The organism is Bifidobacterium sp. ESL0728, from assembly GCF_029392015.1.
GTDB lineage: Bacteria > Actinomycetota > Actinomycetes > Actinomycetales > Bifidobacteriaceae > Bifidobacterium.
The window spans coordinates 1,845,896-1,864,370 of record NZ_CP113925.1; the positions used below are offsets into that span (position 1 = coordinate 1,845,896).

Consider the following 18,475-nt stretch of genomic DNA (forward strand, 5'->3'; position numbering starts at 1 on the left):
GAAACCTAATAACCACTATTCGTTTTCGAGCTGCGCCAAGACCTCCGTCAACGCTTCGCGGAAACGGGCCATCTCCTCGTCGGTGCCCATGCACACACGCAACCAGCCGTCTGGGCCGACCACGCGAATCAGCACGCCGCGTTTCAGAAGCTCGTCGAAAATGCGGTCGCGGTCTTCGAAGGAACCGCCGAAGAGCACGAAGTTGGACTGCGAATCGGCGACTTGTAGCGGCTTGCCGTGCCAGGCCTGCGTTTTGAGCCACGCAGCGGTGGCCTCACGGGTTTCGCGCAGATGTTTCACCTGACTCAGCTGCTCATCGGTGTGCTTGAACGCTGCGAGCGCCGTGGCCTGCGTGACGGCGGAAAGATGGTAAGGCATGCGCACGATACGCACGCAGTCGATGATGCCTTGGTCGGCGGCCAAATAGCCCACGCGCGCACCTGCGAAGGCGAACGCCTTGCTCATCGTGCGGCTTACGGCGAGGTTCGGGTAACCAGCCAACAGTTCCAGCGCTGTTGGCGTGCCGGGAGTACGGAATTCGATATAGGCCTCGTCCACCACGACCACGGGGTGTACGCCTTCTGCCGCCCCATCAACCTTGGCGTTTTGCGCGGCTTTCAGCACCGCTTCCAGCTGATCCATCGGCAAGATGGTGCCGGTCGGGTTGTTCGGACTGGTCAAGAGGATAATCGACGGCTGTTCGCGGTCGATGGCGTCCAGCAAAGCCTCAAGATTCAGCGAGAAATCAGCGTTACGCTTCACCGTGATCCACTTGGTAAACGTGTCACGTGCATATTCGGGATACATGGAATAGGTCGGATCGGCGCCCAACGCCTTGCGTCCCGGTCCACCAAACGCCTGGAACAGCTGAAGCATGATCTCGTTGCTGCCGTTGGCGCCCCACAACTGCTCGACGCCGAGTTTCACGCCGGATTCGCGTGCAAGATAGTCCGAAAACGCCTGACGCAGCTTGGTGTGCTCACGGTCAGGGTAACGGTTGAGCGTCGGGGCGATCTTACGCACATCTTCGGCGATCTGATCAACGACATCCGGCGCGGGCTGATACGGATTTTCGTTGACGTTCAGGCACACCGGCACGTCAAGCTGCGGCGCCCCATAAGGAACCTCCCCGATGAGGTCGTTGCGCAGCGGCAGATCCTGTGGAATCGAATTGGTCATCTTGCTCTTCCCTTCATTTCGACAATGTTCTGTTTCCAGCATCCGGTACCAGCCATGCAAGAAAACGGCACTGAACCACTCTAAATGACCATTTTCTAGCATCTTACCGACTTCATGGCAAAAAGTGCTCACTGAGCAGCTGAAATGAACACTTTTCTGCATCTCATCGCACTTCATGTTGGAAAAACGGCCACCAACCTCATTCCTAGAACGGCCGTCCGGCAATCATGAATGCGTTGTCGGCATGGCGGAAACCTATGCGGGGATAAACATTGCATTGCTTTTCTGCCGCCAGCAGCACCAACGACACATCCGGCCCAATCGTACTGCGAACGCCGTCAACCAGTTTTCGGCCGATACCCTGACGTTGGCAATCCCTGTCGACTGCCAAATCCGAAAGATAACAGGCATAGCTGAAATCGGTCAGGGCACGTGCCACGCCAACAAGACGTCCGCCATCCCACGCCGTCCATAAGACATCGACATTGTCGAGTATTTCCTGCAACCTGGCCAAATCCTTGGTCGGGCGATGGATTCCGGATCGATCGAACACAGAAGCAAGTTGCTCGGCAGTGATGCTCCGTTCATGTGCGTAGGCGATCATATCCGGTTTCCTCCCGATAATTTCAATAGCCTCGGGGTCAGCGGTTTCAGACCGCCGAGACCGAAGCCGAAACGAACCAGGCTACTTGCGCAGGCCGGCCTTGCGCTCCTGCTCCTTCAACGTGGCCTTGTCGTACGGGTCGTCGACGAAGCGGCTCAGCACGCACTCGCCGTGGGCCGGCAGATCCTCGGAGACGGCGAAGGCATTGATCAGCGATGCCAGAGGCTTCAAGCCCTGCTCGTCGTATTCGATGACCTCGACCGGCTTCATGAAGGTGTGCACGCCGAGACCGCAGGCGAAGCGGGCGGTGCCGCCGGTGGGCAGCACGTGGTTGGAACCGGACATGTAATCGCCCAGCGGAACCGGCGAATACGGACCGCGGAAGATGGCGCCGGCGTTCTTGATGCGCGGCACGACCTCGTCCGGGTTCTCGGTCTGAATCTCCAAGTGCTCGGCAGCATAGGCGTTGGCGGCATCGACCGACTGATCCAAGCCGTCGGTCAAAATGATGCCGGACTGGCGGCCGGTGAGCGACGTGGCGACGCGCGTATGGGACATCGTCTTCGGAACTCGGTAATCGAGGCTTTCCTGCACCTTCTTGGCCAGCTCCTCGCTGTCGGTGATCAGGACGGAACCGGCGAGCTCGTCGTGCTCGGCCTGGCCGATCAGATCGGCGGCCACCCAGCTCGGGTTGGCGGTCTTGTCAGCCAGAATCGCGATTTCGGTGGGCCCTGCGACCGCGTCGATGCCGACGATACCGGAGACCATGCTCTTGGCCGTGGCCACGAAGATGTTGCCAGGGCCGGTGATCTTATCGACCGGTTCGCACAGCACTTCGCCGTCCTGCGGCTCCGAACCGTTGGCGCCGTAAGCGAACATGGCGACGGCCTGTGCCCCGCCGACCGCATAGACCTCGTCGACGCCCAAAATGGCGCAGGTGGCGAGGATGGTCTTGTTAGGCAAGCCGTCGTTGTCGGCGCTCGGAGGCGTGGCGATGGCTAGAGACGAAACGCCGGCGACCTGCGCCGGTACGGCGTTCATAATCACGGAAGTCGGGTAGACGGCCTTGCCGCCGGGCACATACAGGCCGACGCGCTCAATCGGCACCCAGCGTTCGGCGACACGTGCGCCTTCTGCCAGGTCGGTATAGAAGTCCTTCGGCACCTGCGAGGCGCAGACCTTGCGGATACGACGCACCGATTCCTCGATGGCGGCGCGGACCTCAGGGTCAAGCTCTTCGAGCGCACTTTGCATGGCCTCAGCAGGCACACGCAGATGGTGCGGGCGAATATGATCGAATTTCTCCTCGAAATCACGCAAGGCCGCTGCTCCACGGGCCTTGACGTCATCGAGAATGGGGCGCACAGCGCTGCTGGCTTCGTTCGTGCCCATTTCGGCACGAGGCATGGCCTCAAGCATTTGCGCACGGGTGAGGCGCTTTCCGCGCAGATCGATAATTCGCATGGTGTTATTTTCCATGTTTTCTATCGTATTCGGCACGATGCATCGGTATGAGATACAACTCACATTCTGAGACCAATTGCCCATTTGCCATATTGCGTCTGCGACGCAATGGAATCCCCCACCGTCGCAAACACAACCAATCATTGCAAATACGACGGATCTAAACCAAAAACCGTCACAAACGCAACCACCGATTGCAAATGAGACGCAAACCAGGTCAAGAACATCGCATTTGCAATCATTCACTGCATCTGCGACGCAATTGCATTCCTCACCGTCGCATTTGCAACCAACCATTGCACCTGCGACGCAAACAAGCCCGGCCTACGACGCGGGCAGACACTTGGGACCAAAGAGAATCTTGATCTCCGCGAACAGCGACGTGTCGCGTTTCACGCGGAAACGGTCACCGAACGTCAGCACCTTGGCGTTGCCATTGGAATCAAGAATGGCCAGCTTCACCTCGCAGACTCCGGGATGCTTGGTAATTATCTGCCCCAACTGCATGACATGCGGCCGGTTCAGGGCGGTCTGCGGCAACGTGAGCACCAGCGGCCGTTCATCCTCGGCCACCAGATTCGGCACGTTCATCTCGTTGGCCCGCAAACTCACCGTCTCGTCACGCAGCTCGATCTGCCCGCGGATCTGCACCACCTCGTCGACGGCCATCGATTCGGCGGCGCCGGTGTAAGCACGCCCGAAGAACATGCACTGGATGGAGCTTTCCATGTCTTCGACGGTGACAATGGCCCAGGGGTTGCCCTTTTTGGAGACACGACGATCAACTGAAGTGATGAGCCCGGCGATAGTGACCTGCTGCCGGTCGTCCATATTCGCGGCGCCGTTAATCAGCTGGGCGATGGACATGTCGCGCAGGCTGTTCAAAACCGAAGCCATGCCGGAAAGCGGATGGTCGGAGACGTAGAGACCGAGCATTTCGCGCTCGAAGTTCAGTTTGGTCTTCTTGTCCCATTCCGGGATATCAGGAACACTGACCTGAGCGTCACCCATAGCGTCAGTGCCCGCGCCTGCCCCGTCGCCGTCGCCATCGGAGCCCAGGTCGCTGAACAGATCGAACTGTCCCTCGGCCTGCTTGCGCTTCAGGCTCACCACCGAGTCGATGGCGGGTTCGTGAATCTGGAAAAGCGCGCGACGGTTGGGATCGATCGAATCGAAGGCACCTGCCTTGATCAACGATTCTACCAAACGCTTGTTGAGGGCGCTCAACGGCACGCGACGAATGAAGTCCATGAAGTTGACGAACTTGCCGCGCTTGCTTTCGCGCTCAGCTATGATGTCCTGCACGGCCTTGTCGCCGACGTTGCGAATGGCCCCCAGACCAAAGCGGATGATGTCGCCGACAGGCGCGTATTCGAGCCGGGACTCGTTGACGTCCGGCGGCAGCACCTTGATGCCCATGCGCCGGGCCTCGCCCAGGTAGAGCGCGGTCTTGTCCTTGTTGCTGCGTTCGTTCTGCAGCAGCGCAGCCATGAATTCCACCGGATAATGGGTTTTGAGGTAAGCAGTCCAGTAGGAAATCAGCCCATAGGCCGCTGAATGCGCCTTGTTGAACGCATAGCCGGCGAACGGCACGAAGATGTCCCAGACGTCCTGCGCGGCCTTCCGCGAGTATCCATGCTCCTTCATACCTTCGAAGAACGGGCCCTGTTCCTTGGCCAGCACCTCGGGCTTCTTCTTGCCCATCGCGCGCCGCAGCACATCTGCGCGCCCCAGCGAGTAGCCGGCCAGGATTCGTGCAGCGGACTGCACCTGTTCCTGATAGACGATGAGACCGTAGGTTTCGTCAAGCACCGGTGCGAGCGCCTCGGCCACCTCGTCGTTGATCGGGGTGATGGGCTGCAAGCCGTTCTTGCGCTTGGCATAGTTGTTATGCGAGTCCACATCCATGGGGCCCGGGCGATAGAGGGCGATCAACGCGGAAATATCGTTGAAGTTATCGGGCTTAAGGCTTTTGAGCAGCGCCCGCATCCCGTCGCCATCGAGCTGGAAGACGCCGAGGGTGTCGCCCCGGGTCAAAAGCGCGTAGGTTTCCTTGTCATCCAGCGGAATCTTCGTGTAATCAATCGGCTTTTTGCCGTTGAGTTCGATGTTTTTCAGGGTGTCACGGATGACCGTCAGGTTGGAGAGGCCAAGGAAGTCGTTCTTGACCAGCCCCAGCGTTTCGCAGGTGTGATATTCGAAGGTCGTGGTCACCGTGCCGTCGGTACGTTCCAAAAGCGGCGAGGTGTCGGTGATCGGCGTGGCCGACATGATGGTGGCGCAGGCATGCACACCGGTCTGGCGGATCAGCCCCTCGATGCCCTTGGCCTCGTCGGTGATGCGACGCGCGTCGGGGTCGGATTCGTAGAGCTCGCGGAACTCGCGCGCCTCGGCGTATTTCTTGGAGGTCGGATCGAACATCTCCTTCAAGCTCGCGTCCTTGCCGTTCTTGCTCGGCGGCAAGGCCTTGACGATGCGGTCGCCCACGGAGAACTCGTAGCCCATGATGCGGGCGGAATCCTTCAGGGCCTGCTTGGTTTTGATGGTGCCGTAGATGACGCACTGCGCCACCTTGTCGTGCCCGTATTTGTCGGCCACGTAGTCGAGCACCTTCTGGCGGCCTTCGGGGTCGAAATCGATATCGATATCAGGCAGGGAGACGCGTTCCGGGTTGAGGAATCGTTCGAAGATCAGACCGTGTTCCAGCGGATCGAGTTCGGTGATGCCCATGGCGTAGGCCACCATGGAGCCTGCCGCGGAACCACGGCCGGGGCCGACCATCACACCGTGGGTCTTGGCCCAATTGATGTAGTCGGCGACCACGAGGAAGTAGCCGCAGAACTGCATCTGGCAGATCACGCCGCATTCGTAGTCGGCCTGTTTGCGCACTTTGTCCGGCACATTGCCGTCATAACGTTTCTCAAGGCCCTTCTGCACATCGTGCAGGAACAACGAGGTCTCGTCCCAGCCCTCCGGGCAGTCGAAGAGCGGCATGAAGGCGCCGTCCTCGTGGTCGTCGAACATCACGTTGCAGCGTTCGGCCACTTCCAGTGTGTTGTCGCAGGCCTCGGGCAGGTCTTTGAAGAGTTCGCGCATCTCTTCGGCCGACTTGATGTAGTAGCCGGAACCGTCGAATTTGAAACGGTTCGGGTCGTCCAGATGCGAACCGGAATTGATGCAGAGCATGGCGTCCTGCGAGCCACGGTCAGCTTCATGGACGTAATGGGAATCGTTGGTGGCGATGATGGGGGCACCGAGGTCTTTGGCGATCTTGAGCAGGTCTTTGGAGACGCGCTTTTCGATCTCGAGATTGTGGTCCATCAGTTCGATATAGAAATTATCCTTACCGAAGATATCCTGCAGCTGGTGCGCCGCGCGCAAAGCCTCTTTGTACTGTCCCAAACGCAGGCGGGTCTGGATGATGCCGGACGGGCAGCCGGAGGTTCCGATGACACCTTTATGGTATTTTTCGAGGACTTCGTAATCCATACGCGGCCATTTGCCCACGCGGCCTTCCAGATTGGCCACGGACGAAGCCTTCATCAGATTGACCAGGCCTTCGTCGTTTTCGGCCCAAAGGGTCATGTGAGTGATGAAGCCGCCGCCGGAAACATCGTCGCTGCGTTGGGCTTCAGTGCCCCAGTGCACGCGGGTTTTGTCGGTTCGCGACGTTTCGGGGGTAACGTAAGCTTCGATGCCGATAATCGGCTTGATACCGGCACTTACGGCGTTGCTCCACATCTCGTAGGCACCGTGCATATTGCCGTGGTCGGTAATACCGACAGCCGGCATTTCGAGCTCTTTGGCGCGATTGATCAGATCGGGAATCTTGGACGCGCCGTCAAGCAACGAATAATGCGTATGGTTGTGCAACTGAACAAAATTTCCCGAATAAGCCATGCTCTCCACGATACCGAGCCGGTCAGACCCAAGTACTTTTCTGCACGCTGAAATTTCCGAAATCTTTGGTACCGCTGTCGGGGGAGATATACATTGTTCGGGACACTCAAGGCCGTTCGGCCAAGCCTACGCCCGAACAACGCATATCTCCCCCGACAGCTACGTTACGTTTAAAAATCACTTTTCAACAGTTTAATAAGATTAATTTGGTTGAGGCTGGCGGGTCGGACATGCCTTGTTCGGGCGTAAGACACGGCCGAGCGGCCAAGGAGCGTCCCAAATAAGGTATGTCCGACCCACCGGCCGCCATCTGGTTATCAAGGCTATTTACTCGCTGTGAGATGCCCTTACCGTGTCGAGCGCATGCTGCAAATCGGCGGGATAGCGGGACTCTACTACAGTGTGGACGTGGGTGCGGGGATGCTTGAATTCCAAGCGCATCGCGTGCAACCATTGGCGGGTCAGCCCCAGGTGTTGCGCAAACACCGGGTTAGCACCATACATGGGATCGCCTACCAACGGGTGGCCGATGGACGAAAAATGAACACGGATCTGGTGGGTACGGCCGGTTTCAAGATTGACACTGACGAGCGTCGCCTCGCTGAAACGTTCCAGCACATCCCAGTGAGTGATCGCCTTTTTGCCAAGAGGGGTGACGGTGAAACGGAAATCGGAGACTTTTGCTCGTCCGATCGGCGCCTCGATGGTCGCTTTGTCGTGTGTCAGATTGCCTTGCACCAAAGCGTGATAAATCTTGGTCACTTCGTGATTTGCGAATTGGCGGCGCATTTCGCGGTAGGCCAGGTCGGATTTGCATACCAGCATAAGCCCGCTGGTGCCGACGTCAAGTCTGCTGACGATGCCCTGCCTGCCGGGGGCGCCCATGGACGTGATATGGACTCCCCGAGCCAAAAGGCTGCCCAAAACCGTCGGACCCGTCCACCCGGCTGAGGCGTGCGCGGCGACACCGACCGGCTTGTCGACCACGACGATATCGTCATCCTCGTAGACAACGGCCATGTCTTCCGCCAACGGTTCCGGTTCGGGGTCAGGTTCGACGATATCGAATTGAACGGTATCGCCGCTGGCGAGTGTCCCGGATTTCGAAATATGGTGCTGTAATACAGATACTTCTCCGGCTTCGATAAGTTCAACGGCCTTGGAACGCGAGACACCGAGCATCTTCGCTACGGCGACGTCGAATCGCTTGCCGATCAAGGCATCGGGGGCAGGTACCAGTCGACTCATCGGCCGTCTGCTCCCCTATTCTCGACACTGCCTACAGGTTCTTTAGTATCTTGAATGTCTTTGCTGTCTTTGGCATCTTTTGCGCTGAACGGCACACTGGCCAACAGCAGAATGATAACAAGTACCGCGGCTATCCCCAGTTCGATATCGGCCACGTTGCCGACGGACCAGCCATAGTTCAGAAAATCCACCACAGAGCCATTGAGGAACCCGTGGGCGAAAATGACACGGTCGATAAGGTTGCCGAAAGCTCCAGCGAACGCCAACGTCAGCGCCCCCGTCCACCAAAGCGAAGCCGTGGTAAAGGCCAGATAAATCAACGCCACGCAGGCCACGAATGCCAGGCAGGAAATCAGCCAGGTGACGGATGAACCCATCCCCAGCGACGCTCCGGGATTGTGCACCAACGTCAAACCAAGCAGCTTCGGGATGACGATGACGGTCTTGCCGTCGCCCAGCGCGGCCTGCGCCCACACCTTGGTAAGCCGGTCGAGCAGCAGCGCCACCAGCGCCACGATAACGAAAACGGCCACACGATGGCGCGGCCGTTTAGGTGATACATTCTTCATATCGATGACCGAATCAGTTCTTGGATTCTTCCATCTTGTTGTACGTGTTCGTATCGCTGACCTGGGAGACAAGCTGACCCAGGAACTCGGTCAGGCGGGTACGGTATTCGGTCTCGAACTGCTTGAGGCTCTGGATATTGGCCTCGATGACCTTGGACTGCGATGCAAGGTTGTCGCGCACCTGCTGGGCATAGGTCTCGGCCGCGGAACGGGTCTTCTGATCGTACTCGGCGGCGCGACGCTGAACCTCGGATTCGTAGGTATCGGCCGAAGTGTGCTTCTGCGAGGAGTAGTTATCGGCATCGGTACGGGTCTTCTGCGCGTACGCATCGGCTTCCGAGCGTGTCTGCTTCGAATAATCCTCCGCCTTGCTACGAGTCTGCTTGGCATACTCGTCGGATTCGCTGCGGGTGCGGGTGGAATAGTCGTTGGCCTTGTTGACCAGTTCCTGATACTTGGTCTGGCTGGCGTCGGTAATTTCCTTCGCCTTCGCCTTGCCCTTGTCCACGTACTGATCGTGCAACTGCATGGCGAGCGTCAACATGGCGGTCGCGCGCTCGGGCTCGCTGTTGGCTTCAGCAGCGGCTCCCGCGATCTTCTGCAGGCTGCCGGTCTCGGTGTTCGGCTCGATCTTCGAGACCTGAGCACGCAACTGGTTCTCACGCTGCTTGGATTCCTCAAGCTGGCGTGAAAGATCCTGCAGCTGCTTGGCTTGCTGGCTGGCACCGGAAAGCTGCTTCTTGGCCTGCTCAAGCTCACGGGAAAGCTTCTCGTTGCCGCTGCGGAATTCGTCACGCTCGTGCTGGACGGCGACAAGCTGGTTGTCGATGTCTTTCTTGCCTGCGGCCTGAGCGGCCTGGGCGGTGAGCTGATCAATCTGGGCATTCAGACGGTCGACCTGATCTTTGAGCTGCTTGTTCTGCTCGGCCAGTGCCCTGTTGCTTTCCTCGGCCTCGGCGAGCTTGGAGGCATCCACGCTTGCGGACTGATCGGTGGTGCTCTGCTGCTGGCTTGCCGCCGTCTTCAGTGTCTGGTTTTCGCGGCTCAGCGTCTGAACCTGGCTGGTCAGGTCGGAAATCTTCGAATTGAGCTTGCTGACATCCGGACCCAGCGACTGCGTCGACTGGCCGTTGCCGTTTGCCATAGCCTGCTTGCCGAGAGCTTCAACGGTCTCGGTGACCTGATCGAGGAAGTCATCGACCTCTTCGACATCGTACCCTTCTTTAAAACGTACGGTTTGGAAGGCATGTTCCCTGATATCTTTCGGCGTTAACAGTGCCATAAACTTTTACACCTCACTTTGGGCATAATGCCTCTGAATTTTTTGACTCTTAAACAAACCTTACACCAAGCAGTGTACCCGAAGTTCTCGGGAATCCTGTACAGGATGCTTACTATACGTTTATTGTTCCCACGAAACCTGTTGCGAAGACGAGAACCGGTCATCGCCCGCTGCGTCCCCCATATCCTCCGACGAAGAATAAGATGATGACGATGAACTATCCGGCACGAAGCCCTGATTGCCGGCTGGCATGCCTGGGTTCGCGACACCGAAAGAGGAACCTGCACCAAGCTGGCCCTCAAGATACGCAATCCGCTGTTGCTGCGCGGTCAGGGTCTGGGCAACCTGATCGAGGAAATCATCAACCTCTTCGACGTCATAACCTTCTTTGAAGCGTACGGTTTGGAACGCCTTATCGCTTACTTGTTGTGCAGTCAGTAACGCCATGATACGGCCTTTCTTCATACGAGAGCAGGAACTCTGAAAAATCCAAAACCTAAATGATGAAATCCACGACTGCCAGAATGAACCACAGCACCATCGGCGTGACGTCCAATCCCCCATTGCCCATTCGGATAACCGGAATGAACCGGCGCAACCAACGCAGCGGAGGATCGGTGAGCACATAGAAGACATTGATGATCGAGCCAATCACACGGCCTGGGCGCCAACGAGGGATCAACACGAAGGCCCAGTCGATCAGCACCCTGATAAAGAGCACCGTGGAATAAATGCCGATAAGCCATTTGATCAGGTAAAGGATGGTGAAGAGCATAAAACCTCAGAACAGGCCATCTTCGGATTCATCGGACGCGGACTGGTCCACCTTGATGTTGACCTGGGCAGGGCTCAGCAGGAAGACCCTGGGCGTGACGCGTTCGAGCGAACCGCGGACACCAAAGACCACCCCGGCGGAAAAATCGACGATGCGATAGGCGACGGCTTCGGAGACACCGGTCAGGTTCAAGACTACCGGGATACCGTCGCGGATGGCACGGCCGACCTTCTGCGCCTCGTCGTAGGTCTTGGGATGAATGGTGGTGATGCGATTGATGCGACCTGCCGGGAAGGGCTTGGCGGCGCGTGAGGTTGAAGGGGTGTCCTGGGTTTGGGCAGCCGAAGACGTTTGCGGGGTAATCGGGGTCACCGTGCTGTCCGAATCGAAATCCGTGGACGTAGCATCTTCAGTTTCCTGCATGTCCTCGTCATCATCATCGACGACATCAGACATACCCAGATAAGACATCGCCTTTTTCATGTATCCAGCCATAAAAATCCTTTCGTCTTCTCTTTAGCGCAGGAAATCGGGGATATCGAGATCGCCGGGATCATCGGGCGAAGACGATTCGTCGGGATCATCGTAGGACTCGGTCTCCGGGGTGTGCGAGACGGTAGGGGTGTCCAGATCGGGCACGTGACGCACCAGAGGGGTCTCGGGTTCAGCATAGGTCTGCACTGCAGGCTCATCCAAGTTGCGCGATGTGGACTTTGAAACATCGTCGAGGTTCTCGGCATCCTTCTTGCCTTCGGCATCGAAGCCCGCCGCGATGACGGTGACGCGAACCTCGTCGCCGTAAGCGTCGTCCAGAGCAAGACCCCAGATGATCTGCGCTTCGGGGTGAATCGCCTTGCGCACCAACTCGGTGGCGTCGCTGGCTTCCTGCAGCTTCAGGTCGGTGGGGCCGGCGATGTTGATGAGCGCACCGTGGGCGCCCTCGATGCTCTCTTCGAGCAACGGCGAGCTGATGGCGATTTCGGCGGCCTGGGTGGCGCGGTCCTCGCCACGTGCCGAACCGATTCCGAAGAGGGCCGTGCCCGCACCGCGCAGGATGGCGGTGACGTCCGAGAAGTCGACATGGATGTAGGAGTTCATCGTGATCAGGTCGGTGATGCCCTGCACGCCGGCGAGAAGTGCGGTATCCGCGGTCTTGAAAGCGTCGACGATGCCGATGGTCTTGTCGGAAAGCTCAAGGAGACGGTCGTTGGGGATGACGATGAGCGCATCGACTTCCTTGCGCAGGTTCTCGATACCCAGTTTCGCCGAAGCGGCACGCTGCGGGCCTTCGAAGGCGAACGGACGGGTGACCACCGCGATGGTCAGCGCACCCTGCTGGTGCGCCGCACGCGCGACGATGGGGCTCGCACCGGTGCCGGTGCCACCACCCTCGCCACAGGTGACGAAAACCATATCGGCGCCCTTAAGCGCCTCTTCGATATCCGACTGGTGATCCTGCGCGGCCTTGGCGCCCTTTTCAGGGTCGGCCCCGGCTCCCAGCCCGCGGCTGGAATGATCACTCAGGGAAATCTTCACGTCCGCGTCGCTGCGGAGCAGATCTTTCGCATCGGTATTAATCGCTACAAATTCAACGTTCTGCAAGCCTTCGGCAATCATGCGATTGACGGCGTTACCACCGGCACCACCGACACCGACCACCTTGATGCTCGTTTTATCGTTGAAATTGTCATTCTGGGCAATCTCGCTCACCATAGTCTCCTGTCACTTCACGGTTATGCCTATTACTCTATCGCAGGACACGCCTAAATTAAGACTATTTCCCGGGGTGTACCGCATATTTTTTGAAATTTTATAATTTTTATAGACATCAGAATATATCTAACTGACGTGGTGGGGTCGGAATATACAATGCTCGACACACTCCGGGCTGAGCCGTGAGGCAGAAAGTCCAATGGACTTTCTGTAGGCGAAGTGAGCGCGATGTATTGAGAGCGAAGGCAAAATCTTTGATTTTGCAAAGGCCAAGTCTTTACGGTCGATCATCGCATATCCCGATCTCACCACTCAACATGCCTAATCATTCCTTATTACCCATTTTTATGAGGAATAATCAACAGCACTCCGTAAAAGGTGAAGGCCAACCACGCAAAAAGTCGGAAAGCAGACGGCAATCAGAACGAATTCAGGAAAGAAAAGAGCGAATCAGTAGCTGGCATCCATCGGGTCGTCGCCGAAAAGCTGCTCGCGTTCTTCGTGGGTCGTAGTACGCGAATCGAACCAGCCGTAAGGGACGTGAACCTTTTTCGCGTAGCGAACACGGCCGCGGGGCTTGTCGGCGACGCGCTGCGGATAAGTGACGGTCGGGTCGAGTTTGTCCATTACTTTTCTGACATCATCCAACGTTTCGGATTCCATGAACTCACGACGTGTATTACCTCCTACAGGGAAGCCCTTGAGATACCAAGCGATGTGCTTGCGCAGATCGTGCACGGCCATCGTTTCGTCGCCGTCGTAGAAACGCAGCAACAGCTGACCGTGAGCCATAATGATCTGGAAGACGCCGCCCAAAGTCGGGCTGAAACGTTCGCTGGAACCGGCGAAGGCGTGCTTGATGTCGGAGAAAATCCACGGCCTGCCCTGGCAACCACGGCCAATAGCTACGCCGGCGCAACCGGTCTCACGCACCATTTCCAGCGCGTCCTCGGCACCCCAGATGTCGCCGTTGCCGAACACCGGGATATCGACAGCCTGAACCAGCTCGGCGATGCGGCTCCAGTCGGAATGGCCGCCATAGTATTCGGCGGTGGTGCGAGCGTGGAGCGTGACCGCCGCGCACCCCTCGTCCTCGGCGATGCGAGCGGCATCAAGGAACGTGGTGTGGTCGGTGTCGATGCCGACGCGGATTTTCGCGGTTACGGGGATATTGGCGTCGCTGCACACCTCGACCACGCGATGGATGAGTTCGCGGAACAGGTCGGTTTTCCATGGCAGCGCGGAACCGCCGCCGCGACGGGTGACCTTGGGAACCGGGCAGCCGAAGTTGAGATCGACGTGATCGGCCATCTTGCCGGCGACCACCATCTGCGCGGCCTGCGCGGTGATGTTGGGGTCGACGCCATAGAGCTGCAGCGAGCGAATCGTCTCCGTGGGTGCGAAGCGGCAAAGCCTGAATGCCTTGGGATTGCGGGCAACGAGCGCACGCGCGGTGATCATCTCTGCGACATAAAGCCCGTCGGGGCCGTAGGCGCGGCAGATCGAACGGAACGGCCAGTTGGTGACGCCCGCCATCGGAGAGAGCACGACCGGGGTCTCGATATGCAGCGGCCCGAGATCGACCGGAGCGATCTTCGGCAACGGCTTGCCGTCGTCTGCCGCCTCATATTCGCCGTCCTGTGCACTGGTTTCGCTTGGGTTGAGCCCGGGCAACCCCTTAAGCACTTCGTCCCAGCCATCATCAAACCGCTGCCGAGCCTCCGAATAATCGACTCGCTTCAGCCATTCCTTAAAGTCTTTCACGTATCACCTATTCTCAATCACTGCTTATCAAAGCGGCATCTAACTGACGCGGTGGGGCGGGGATATACAATGCTTGACACGCTCCGGGCCGCTCAGGCCAAGTCTTTACGGTCAAGCATCGCATATCCCCGCCCCACCACTCAACCTTATTATTTATCTAACTCCAAAGTCGTCAAGGCAATAATACTTGGGTCGACGCGTCTAGGGTCGGATATGCAATGTATGACACGCTCCGGGCTGAGCCGTTAAGCAGAAAGTCCTGTGGACTTTCTGTAGGCGAAATGAGCGCGATTCTCGAGCGCAAAAGCGAAATCTACGATTCCGCGGCCAAGTCTTTACGGTCTGACATCGCATATCCCAGCCCAAGCACTCAACAAGTTCTGAATCTCTGGAGAATCGGCCCTTAATAACCTACATGGGTTATTTGAGTCGAAGCAAAAACAATTGGATTCCGTTGAGTGCTGGGCGTCGGGATATGCGATGGCTAGACATAAAGCTTGGCCTACCGGCCTGGAGGGTGTCTAGACATTGTATATCCCGACACCCAGCAACGCCAGTTAAAGCTTGTGCAGAGTTTTTTATTAACTAGTTTTCAGAGCGACTCAGTAAAGTCCTCCGGCTTCGGCTACCTTGACTGGAGCGGACTCATCAATTCCGGACTCCTTGGCGAAGTCTACGGCGCCATCGGCTGCGGTGGTGCCGACGATGGAGGCCGGTCCTTCGGGATAGCGCACACGCTTCTCGCCGATGCGGTCGGCGACATAGCGGACCACGTTGTCGAGGTCGACGCGTTCCTGCTTCATCGAGTCGCGTTCGCGAATGGTGACGGCGTGGTCGTCGGCGGTGTCGAAGTCGACCGTGATGCAAAGCGGCGTGCCGATTTCGTCCTGGCGACGGTAGCGGCGGCCGATGGCTCCGGCCTCGTCATAGTCGATCATCCAATCGTGCTGACGCAGTTCGGCGGCCAGATCGTGGGCGATGCCCTGCAGCGGCGCCTTCTTGCTCAGCGGGAAGACGGCGGCCTTGACCGGGGAGAGACGCGGGTCGAGACGCAGCACGGTACGGCGGTCGACGCCGCCCTTGGTGTTCGGCGCCTCATCGACGGCGTAGGCATCCACCAGGAAGGCCATGAGCGAACGGGTCAGGCCCGCGGCCGGCTCGATGACGTAGGGGATGTACTTCTTGCCACTGGCCTGGTCGAAGAAGGCCAGGTCCTCGCCGGAATGCTCCTGATGCGCGGAGAGATCGAAATCGGTGCGGTTGGCCACGCCTTCGAGCTCGCCCCAGTCGGAGCCCTTGAAACCGAACTTGTATTCGATGTCTACGGTGCGCTTGGAATAATGCGCGAGCTTCTCCTTGGGATGCTCGTAATGGCGCAGGTTCTCCGGGTTGATCCCCAAGTCGGTGTACCAGCGGGTGCGGGTGTCAATCCAGTACTGGTGCCATTCCTCATCGGTGCCGGGCTCAACGAAGAACTCCATCTCCATCTGTTCGAACTCGCGGGTGCGGAAGATGAAGTTGCCGGGGGTGATCTCGTTGCGGAAGGACTTGCCCATGTTGGCGATGCCGAACGGCGGCTTGCTTCGTGAAGAGGTCATGACGTTCTTGAAGTCCACGAAGATGCCCTGTGCGGTCTCCGGGCGCAGATAATGCAGCGAATTCTCGTCGTCCACAGGTCCCAAGTGCGTACGCAGCATCATGTTGAAATCGCGCGGTTCCGTCCACTGGCCGCGGGTGCCGCAGTCGGGGCAGACAATCGACTTGAGGCCGTCTTCCGGCATCTTGTCGCCGTGCTTTTCGGCGTAGGACTCCTCAAGCTTGTCGGCGCGCTGGCGCTTGTGGCAGTTGAGGCATTCGATCAGCGGGTCATTGAAGACCTTGACGTGCCCGGAGGCCTCCCAGACTGCGGAAGGAAGAATGATGGAGGTGTCGACGCCGACCACGTCGCCGCGGGTGACCACCATCGAGCGCCACCATTCGTGCTTGATATTGTCTTTGAGCGCGACGCCGAGCGGGCCGTAATCCCACGCGGAACGTGTGCCGCCGTAAATCTCCCCCGCAGGAAACACGAAACCACGACGCTTGGCCAGCGATACGACTTCATCTAGTTTGGATTGAGCCACGACACACCTTCCGTTTTCGGCTTTAATCAGCCATTTCACGACATTTACTTGTGTGCCCACTTTATCGACACAGCCTGACACACGGCGCAAACACGGCGGCGGGCAATGCCAAGCCTGGAAGGTAGCATACAGACGACAATCAAGGAGACCAATATGAACGAAAACATCGACCGCAACGCAGTCAAGCAAACCGTACCGACCGACCCGAAAACCGGCAAGCCCTATATCAACACCGTCGCCGCCGTAGCCATCGCGCCGAGCGGCACGGGCTCGGAGCTGAGCGAATACGTCGCGCAATCCGTCAATGTCATCCGCGAATCCGGCCTACCCAACGAGACCAACGCGATGTTCACCAATATTGAGGGAAATCTTGACGACGTACTTAAAACCGTAAGTGACGCGACGATGGTGCTGGCAAGTCAAGGATTTCGAACCGAAGTCACACTTAAACTTGACATACGTCCCGGTTTTTCCGGTCAAATCAAAGAAAAGCAACAACTTGTTGACGAGATTCTGGGTCAAACGAAATAAACGCCGATTTCCAACGAAATAGACAGATAGTTTAAATAGTAGGAAATGTATTTATTTAGTCCGTAAATGGGTATAGATTAAAAACATGATGACAATGAAAGACGTCGCGGAAAAGGCCGGAGTATCAATCTCCACTGTCTCCTTGGTTCTTAACAATCGAGATGCCGGACGCGTAAAAACACAGATAGCCGCAAAGGTGCGGGAGATTGCCGACGAGCTTGGCTACAAGCCCAACCCGATGGCACGCAGCCTGCGTACCAGCAAAACCGGGATCTTGGGATTCATCGCCGACGAAATCTACGACATTCCTTACACCGCGCAGACCTTGCAGGGCGCGCAGGATGCGGCCAGTCATTACGGCTACATCATCCTGTTCGTCGACACGGATGGTTCGGCCAGCCAGGCGGACCAGATTTCCGTCTTGCAACGTTACGGCATGGACGGTTTCCTTTATTCCAAGCCTTCCAGCCAGGTCACTGAGGTTCCCGAAGACCTCGTCCATTCGCCGCTGGTGCTGATTTCCACCAACACCGTCGACAACCGCTTCCCCATCGTCGAGCCCGACGAATTCGCCATCGGCTATGACGCCACCAAGAGGCTGATTGATTCCGGCGCCAAGAAAATCGCCTATATCGGCAATTCCGCACCCACCATCGCGCAGGCCACGAGGCTTGAGGGCTATCGCAAGGCGTTCAAGGAAGCGAAAATGCCGTTCGACAAGAATCTGGTCGTCAACGTCTCCCAAGATGGGGATGCACTGGGCATGGTCTCCTCGCTTTTCGACGAAGTGAAGCCCGACGCCTTCTTCTGCTACGACGACGCGCGCGCCTGGTACATCTACGAATGCGCGGCACGCCGTGGTCTGACGGTCGGCAAGGACCTCTCGGTTATCGGCGTGGGCAACGACAGCAACATTGCCGACACCTTCTCCCCCAAGTTGACCACGGTCGCCATGCCATATTACGAAATGGGCTATTGGGCGGTCTGCAAGCTGGTCTCCCTGATCGAGAAACGTTCGTTGGGCGAGAATCCGTTCCCCAAGAATCTCATCGACCTGCCGCCGATCAATTCGGCCATTCCGGCTTGCATTCATTGCCAGATCATCGAGAACCAATCGGTCGTCGGCGAGAATTAATACATCAATATCGTTAGCTCACGTTGGTTTATGCGACTGACGTTTATAGCCGGTCAAGTCGATAATCATTAACGGATAATCGATAAGCGGCAAACAAGTAACGGCTCTTCCGAAATATTGCGGAAGAGCCGTTATTCTTTTTCGTCACTTGCCTAAAGTATTACACAGCGGTTTTAGTCTTGTCTACC

The 18,475-nt window shown here is 57.6% G+C and carries 15 protein-coding genes; 2 read left to right on the top strand and 13 right to left on the bottom strand.

Features of this window, described 5'->3' with window-relative positions; genetic code table 11:
- Positions 1 to 15: 15 nt before the first annotated feature.
- The 13 genes from OZX67_RS07020 to OZX67_RS07080 all read right to left on the bottom strand — a co-directional run bounded on the left by OZX67_RS07020 (position 16) and on the right by OZX67_RS07080 (position 16,621).
- On the bottom strand, positions 16 to 1,179 hold the full coding sequence (locus OZX67_RS07020; RefSeq protein WP_277142018.1) for a histidinol-phosphate transaminase: 1,164 nt from the start codon (positions 1,177 to 1,179) through the stop codon (positions 16 to 18).
- Between the two features lie 205 nt (positions 1,180 to 1,384).
- Positions 1,385 to 1,783, bottom strand: a complete 399-nt coding sequence (locus OZX67_RS07025) for a GNAT family N-acetyltransferase (protein ID WP_277142020.1) — start codon at positions 1,781 to 1,783, stop codon at positions 1,385 to 1,387.
- 81 nt (positions 1,784 to 1,864) lie between these two features.
- Positions 1,865 to 3,262 carry a histidinol dehydrogenase gene (gene hisD / locus OZX67_RS07030; RefSeq protein WP_277142021.1) on the bottom strand — a complete coding sequence of 466 codons (1,398 nt, stop codon included), beginning with the start codon at positions 3,260 to 3,262 and terminating at the stop codon, positions 1,865 to 1,867.
- Between the two features lie 309 nt (positions 3,263 to 3,571).
- Entirely contained in the window at positions 3,572 to 7,147 is a 3,576-nt protein-coding gene (dnaE, locus tag OZX67_RS07035; RefSeq protein ID WP_277142023.1) for a DNA polymerase III subunit alpha, read from the bottom strand.
- Positions 7,148 to 7,474: 327 nt separating this feature from the next.
- Complete coding sequence (locus tag OZX67_RS07040) at positions 7,475 to 8,395, bottom strand: RluA family pseudouridine synthase (protein WP_277142025.1); 921 nt, start codon at positions 8,393 to 8,395, stop codon at positions 7,475 to 7,477.
- Positions 8,392 to 8,964, bottom strand: a complete 573-nt coding sequence (locus OZX67_RS07045) for a signal peptidase II (protein WP_277142027.1) — start codon at positions 8,962 to 8,964, stop codon at positions 8,392 to 8,394. Before OZX67_RS07045 ends, OZX67_RS07040 begins: the two co-directional genes overlap by 4 nt.
- 13 nt (positions 8,965 to 8,977) lie before the next feature.
- Positions 8,978 to 10,246, bottom strand: coding sequence for a DivIVA domain-containing protein (locus OZX67_RS07050; RefSeq protein ID WP_277142029.1), 1,269 nt, complete (start codon positions 10,244 to 10,246; stop codon positions 8,978 to 8,980).
- 120 nt (positions 10,247 to 10,366) lie between these two features.
- Positions 10,367 to 10,693 (bottom strand): DivIVA domain-containing protein, encoded by a 327-nt coding sequence (locus tag OZX67_RS07055; RefSeq protein ID WP_277142031.1) that lies wholly within the window; start codon positions 10,691 to 10,693, stop codon positions 10,367 to 10,369.
- 49 nt (positions 10,694 to 10,742) lie between these two features.
- On the bottom strand, positions 10,743 to 11,021 hold the full coding sequence (locus tag OZX67_RS07060; RefSeq protein ID WP_277142032.1) for a YggT family protein: 279 nt from the start codon (positions 11,019 to 11,021) through the stop codon (positions 10,743 to 10,745).
- Positions 11,022 to 11,027: 6 nt separating this feature from the next.
- Complete coding sequence (locus OZX67_RS07065; protein WP_277142034.1) at positions 11,028 to 11,516, bottom strand: cell division protein SepF; 489 nt, start codon at positions 11,514 to 11,516, stop codon at positions 11,028 to 11,030.
- A 21-nt stretch (positions 11,517 to 11,537) separates the two neighbouring features.
- Entirely contained in the window at positions 11,538 to 12,731 is a 1,194-nt protein-coding gene (gene ftsZ / locus OZX67_RS07070) for a cell division protein FtsZ (RefSeq protein WP_277145019.1), read from the bottom strand.
- Between the two features lie 453 nt (positions 12,732 to 13,184).
- Positions 13,185 to 14,498: a tRNA dihydrouridine synthase DusB gene (dusB, locus tag OZX67_RS07075; RefSeq protein WP_277142036.1), complete on the bottom strand. Its 1,314-nt coding sequence runs from the start codon at positions 14,496 to 14,498 to the stop codon at positions 13,185 to 13,187.
- 602 nt (positions 14,499 to 15,100) lie between these two features.
- The gene (locus tag OZX67_RS07080; RefSeq protein WP_277142038.1) at positions 15,101 to 16,621 is read right to left on the bottom strand and encodes a glycine--tRNA ligase; all 1,521 of its coding nucleotides are present in this window, start codon (positions 16,619 to 16,621) and stop codon (positions 15,101 to 15,103) included.
- A 153-nt stretch (positions 16,622 to 16,774) separates the two neighbouring features.
- Here OZX67_RS07080 and OZX67_RS07085 point away from each other — a divergent pair, with 153 nt between their 5' ends.
- Together OZX67_RS07085 and OZX67_RS07090 are read left to right on the top strand one after the other, a co-directional pair.
- Positions 16,775 to 17,152 carry a thiamine-binding protein gene (locus tag OZX67_RS07085; protein ID WP_277142040.1) on the top strand — a complete coding sequence of 126 codons (378 nt, stop codon included), beginning with the start codon at positions 16,775 to 16,777 and terminating at the stop codon, positions 17,150 to 17,152.
- Between the two features lie 85 nt (positions 17,153 to 17,237).
- Positions 17,238 to 18,287 carry a LacI family DNA-binding transcriptional regulator gene (locus OZX67_RS07090; RefSeq protein ID WP_277142042.1) on the top strand — a complete coding sequence of 350 codons (1,050 nt, stop codon included), beginning with the start codon at positions 17,238 to 17,240 and terminating at the stop codon, positions 18,285 to 18,287.
- Positions 18,288 to 18,475: the final 188 nt, after the last annotated feature.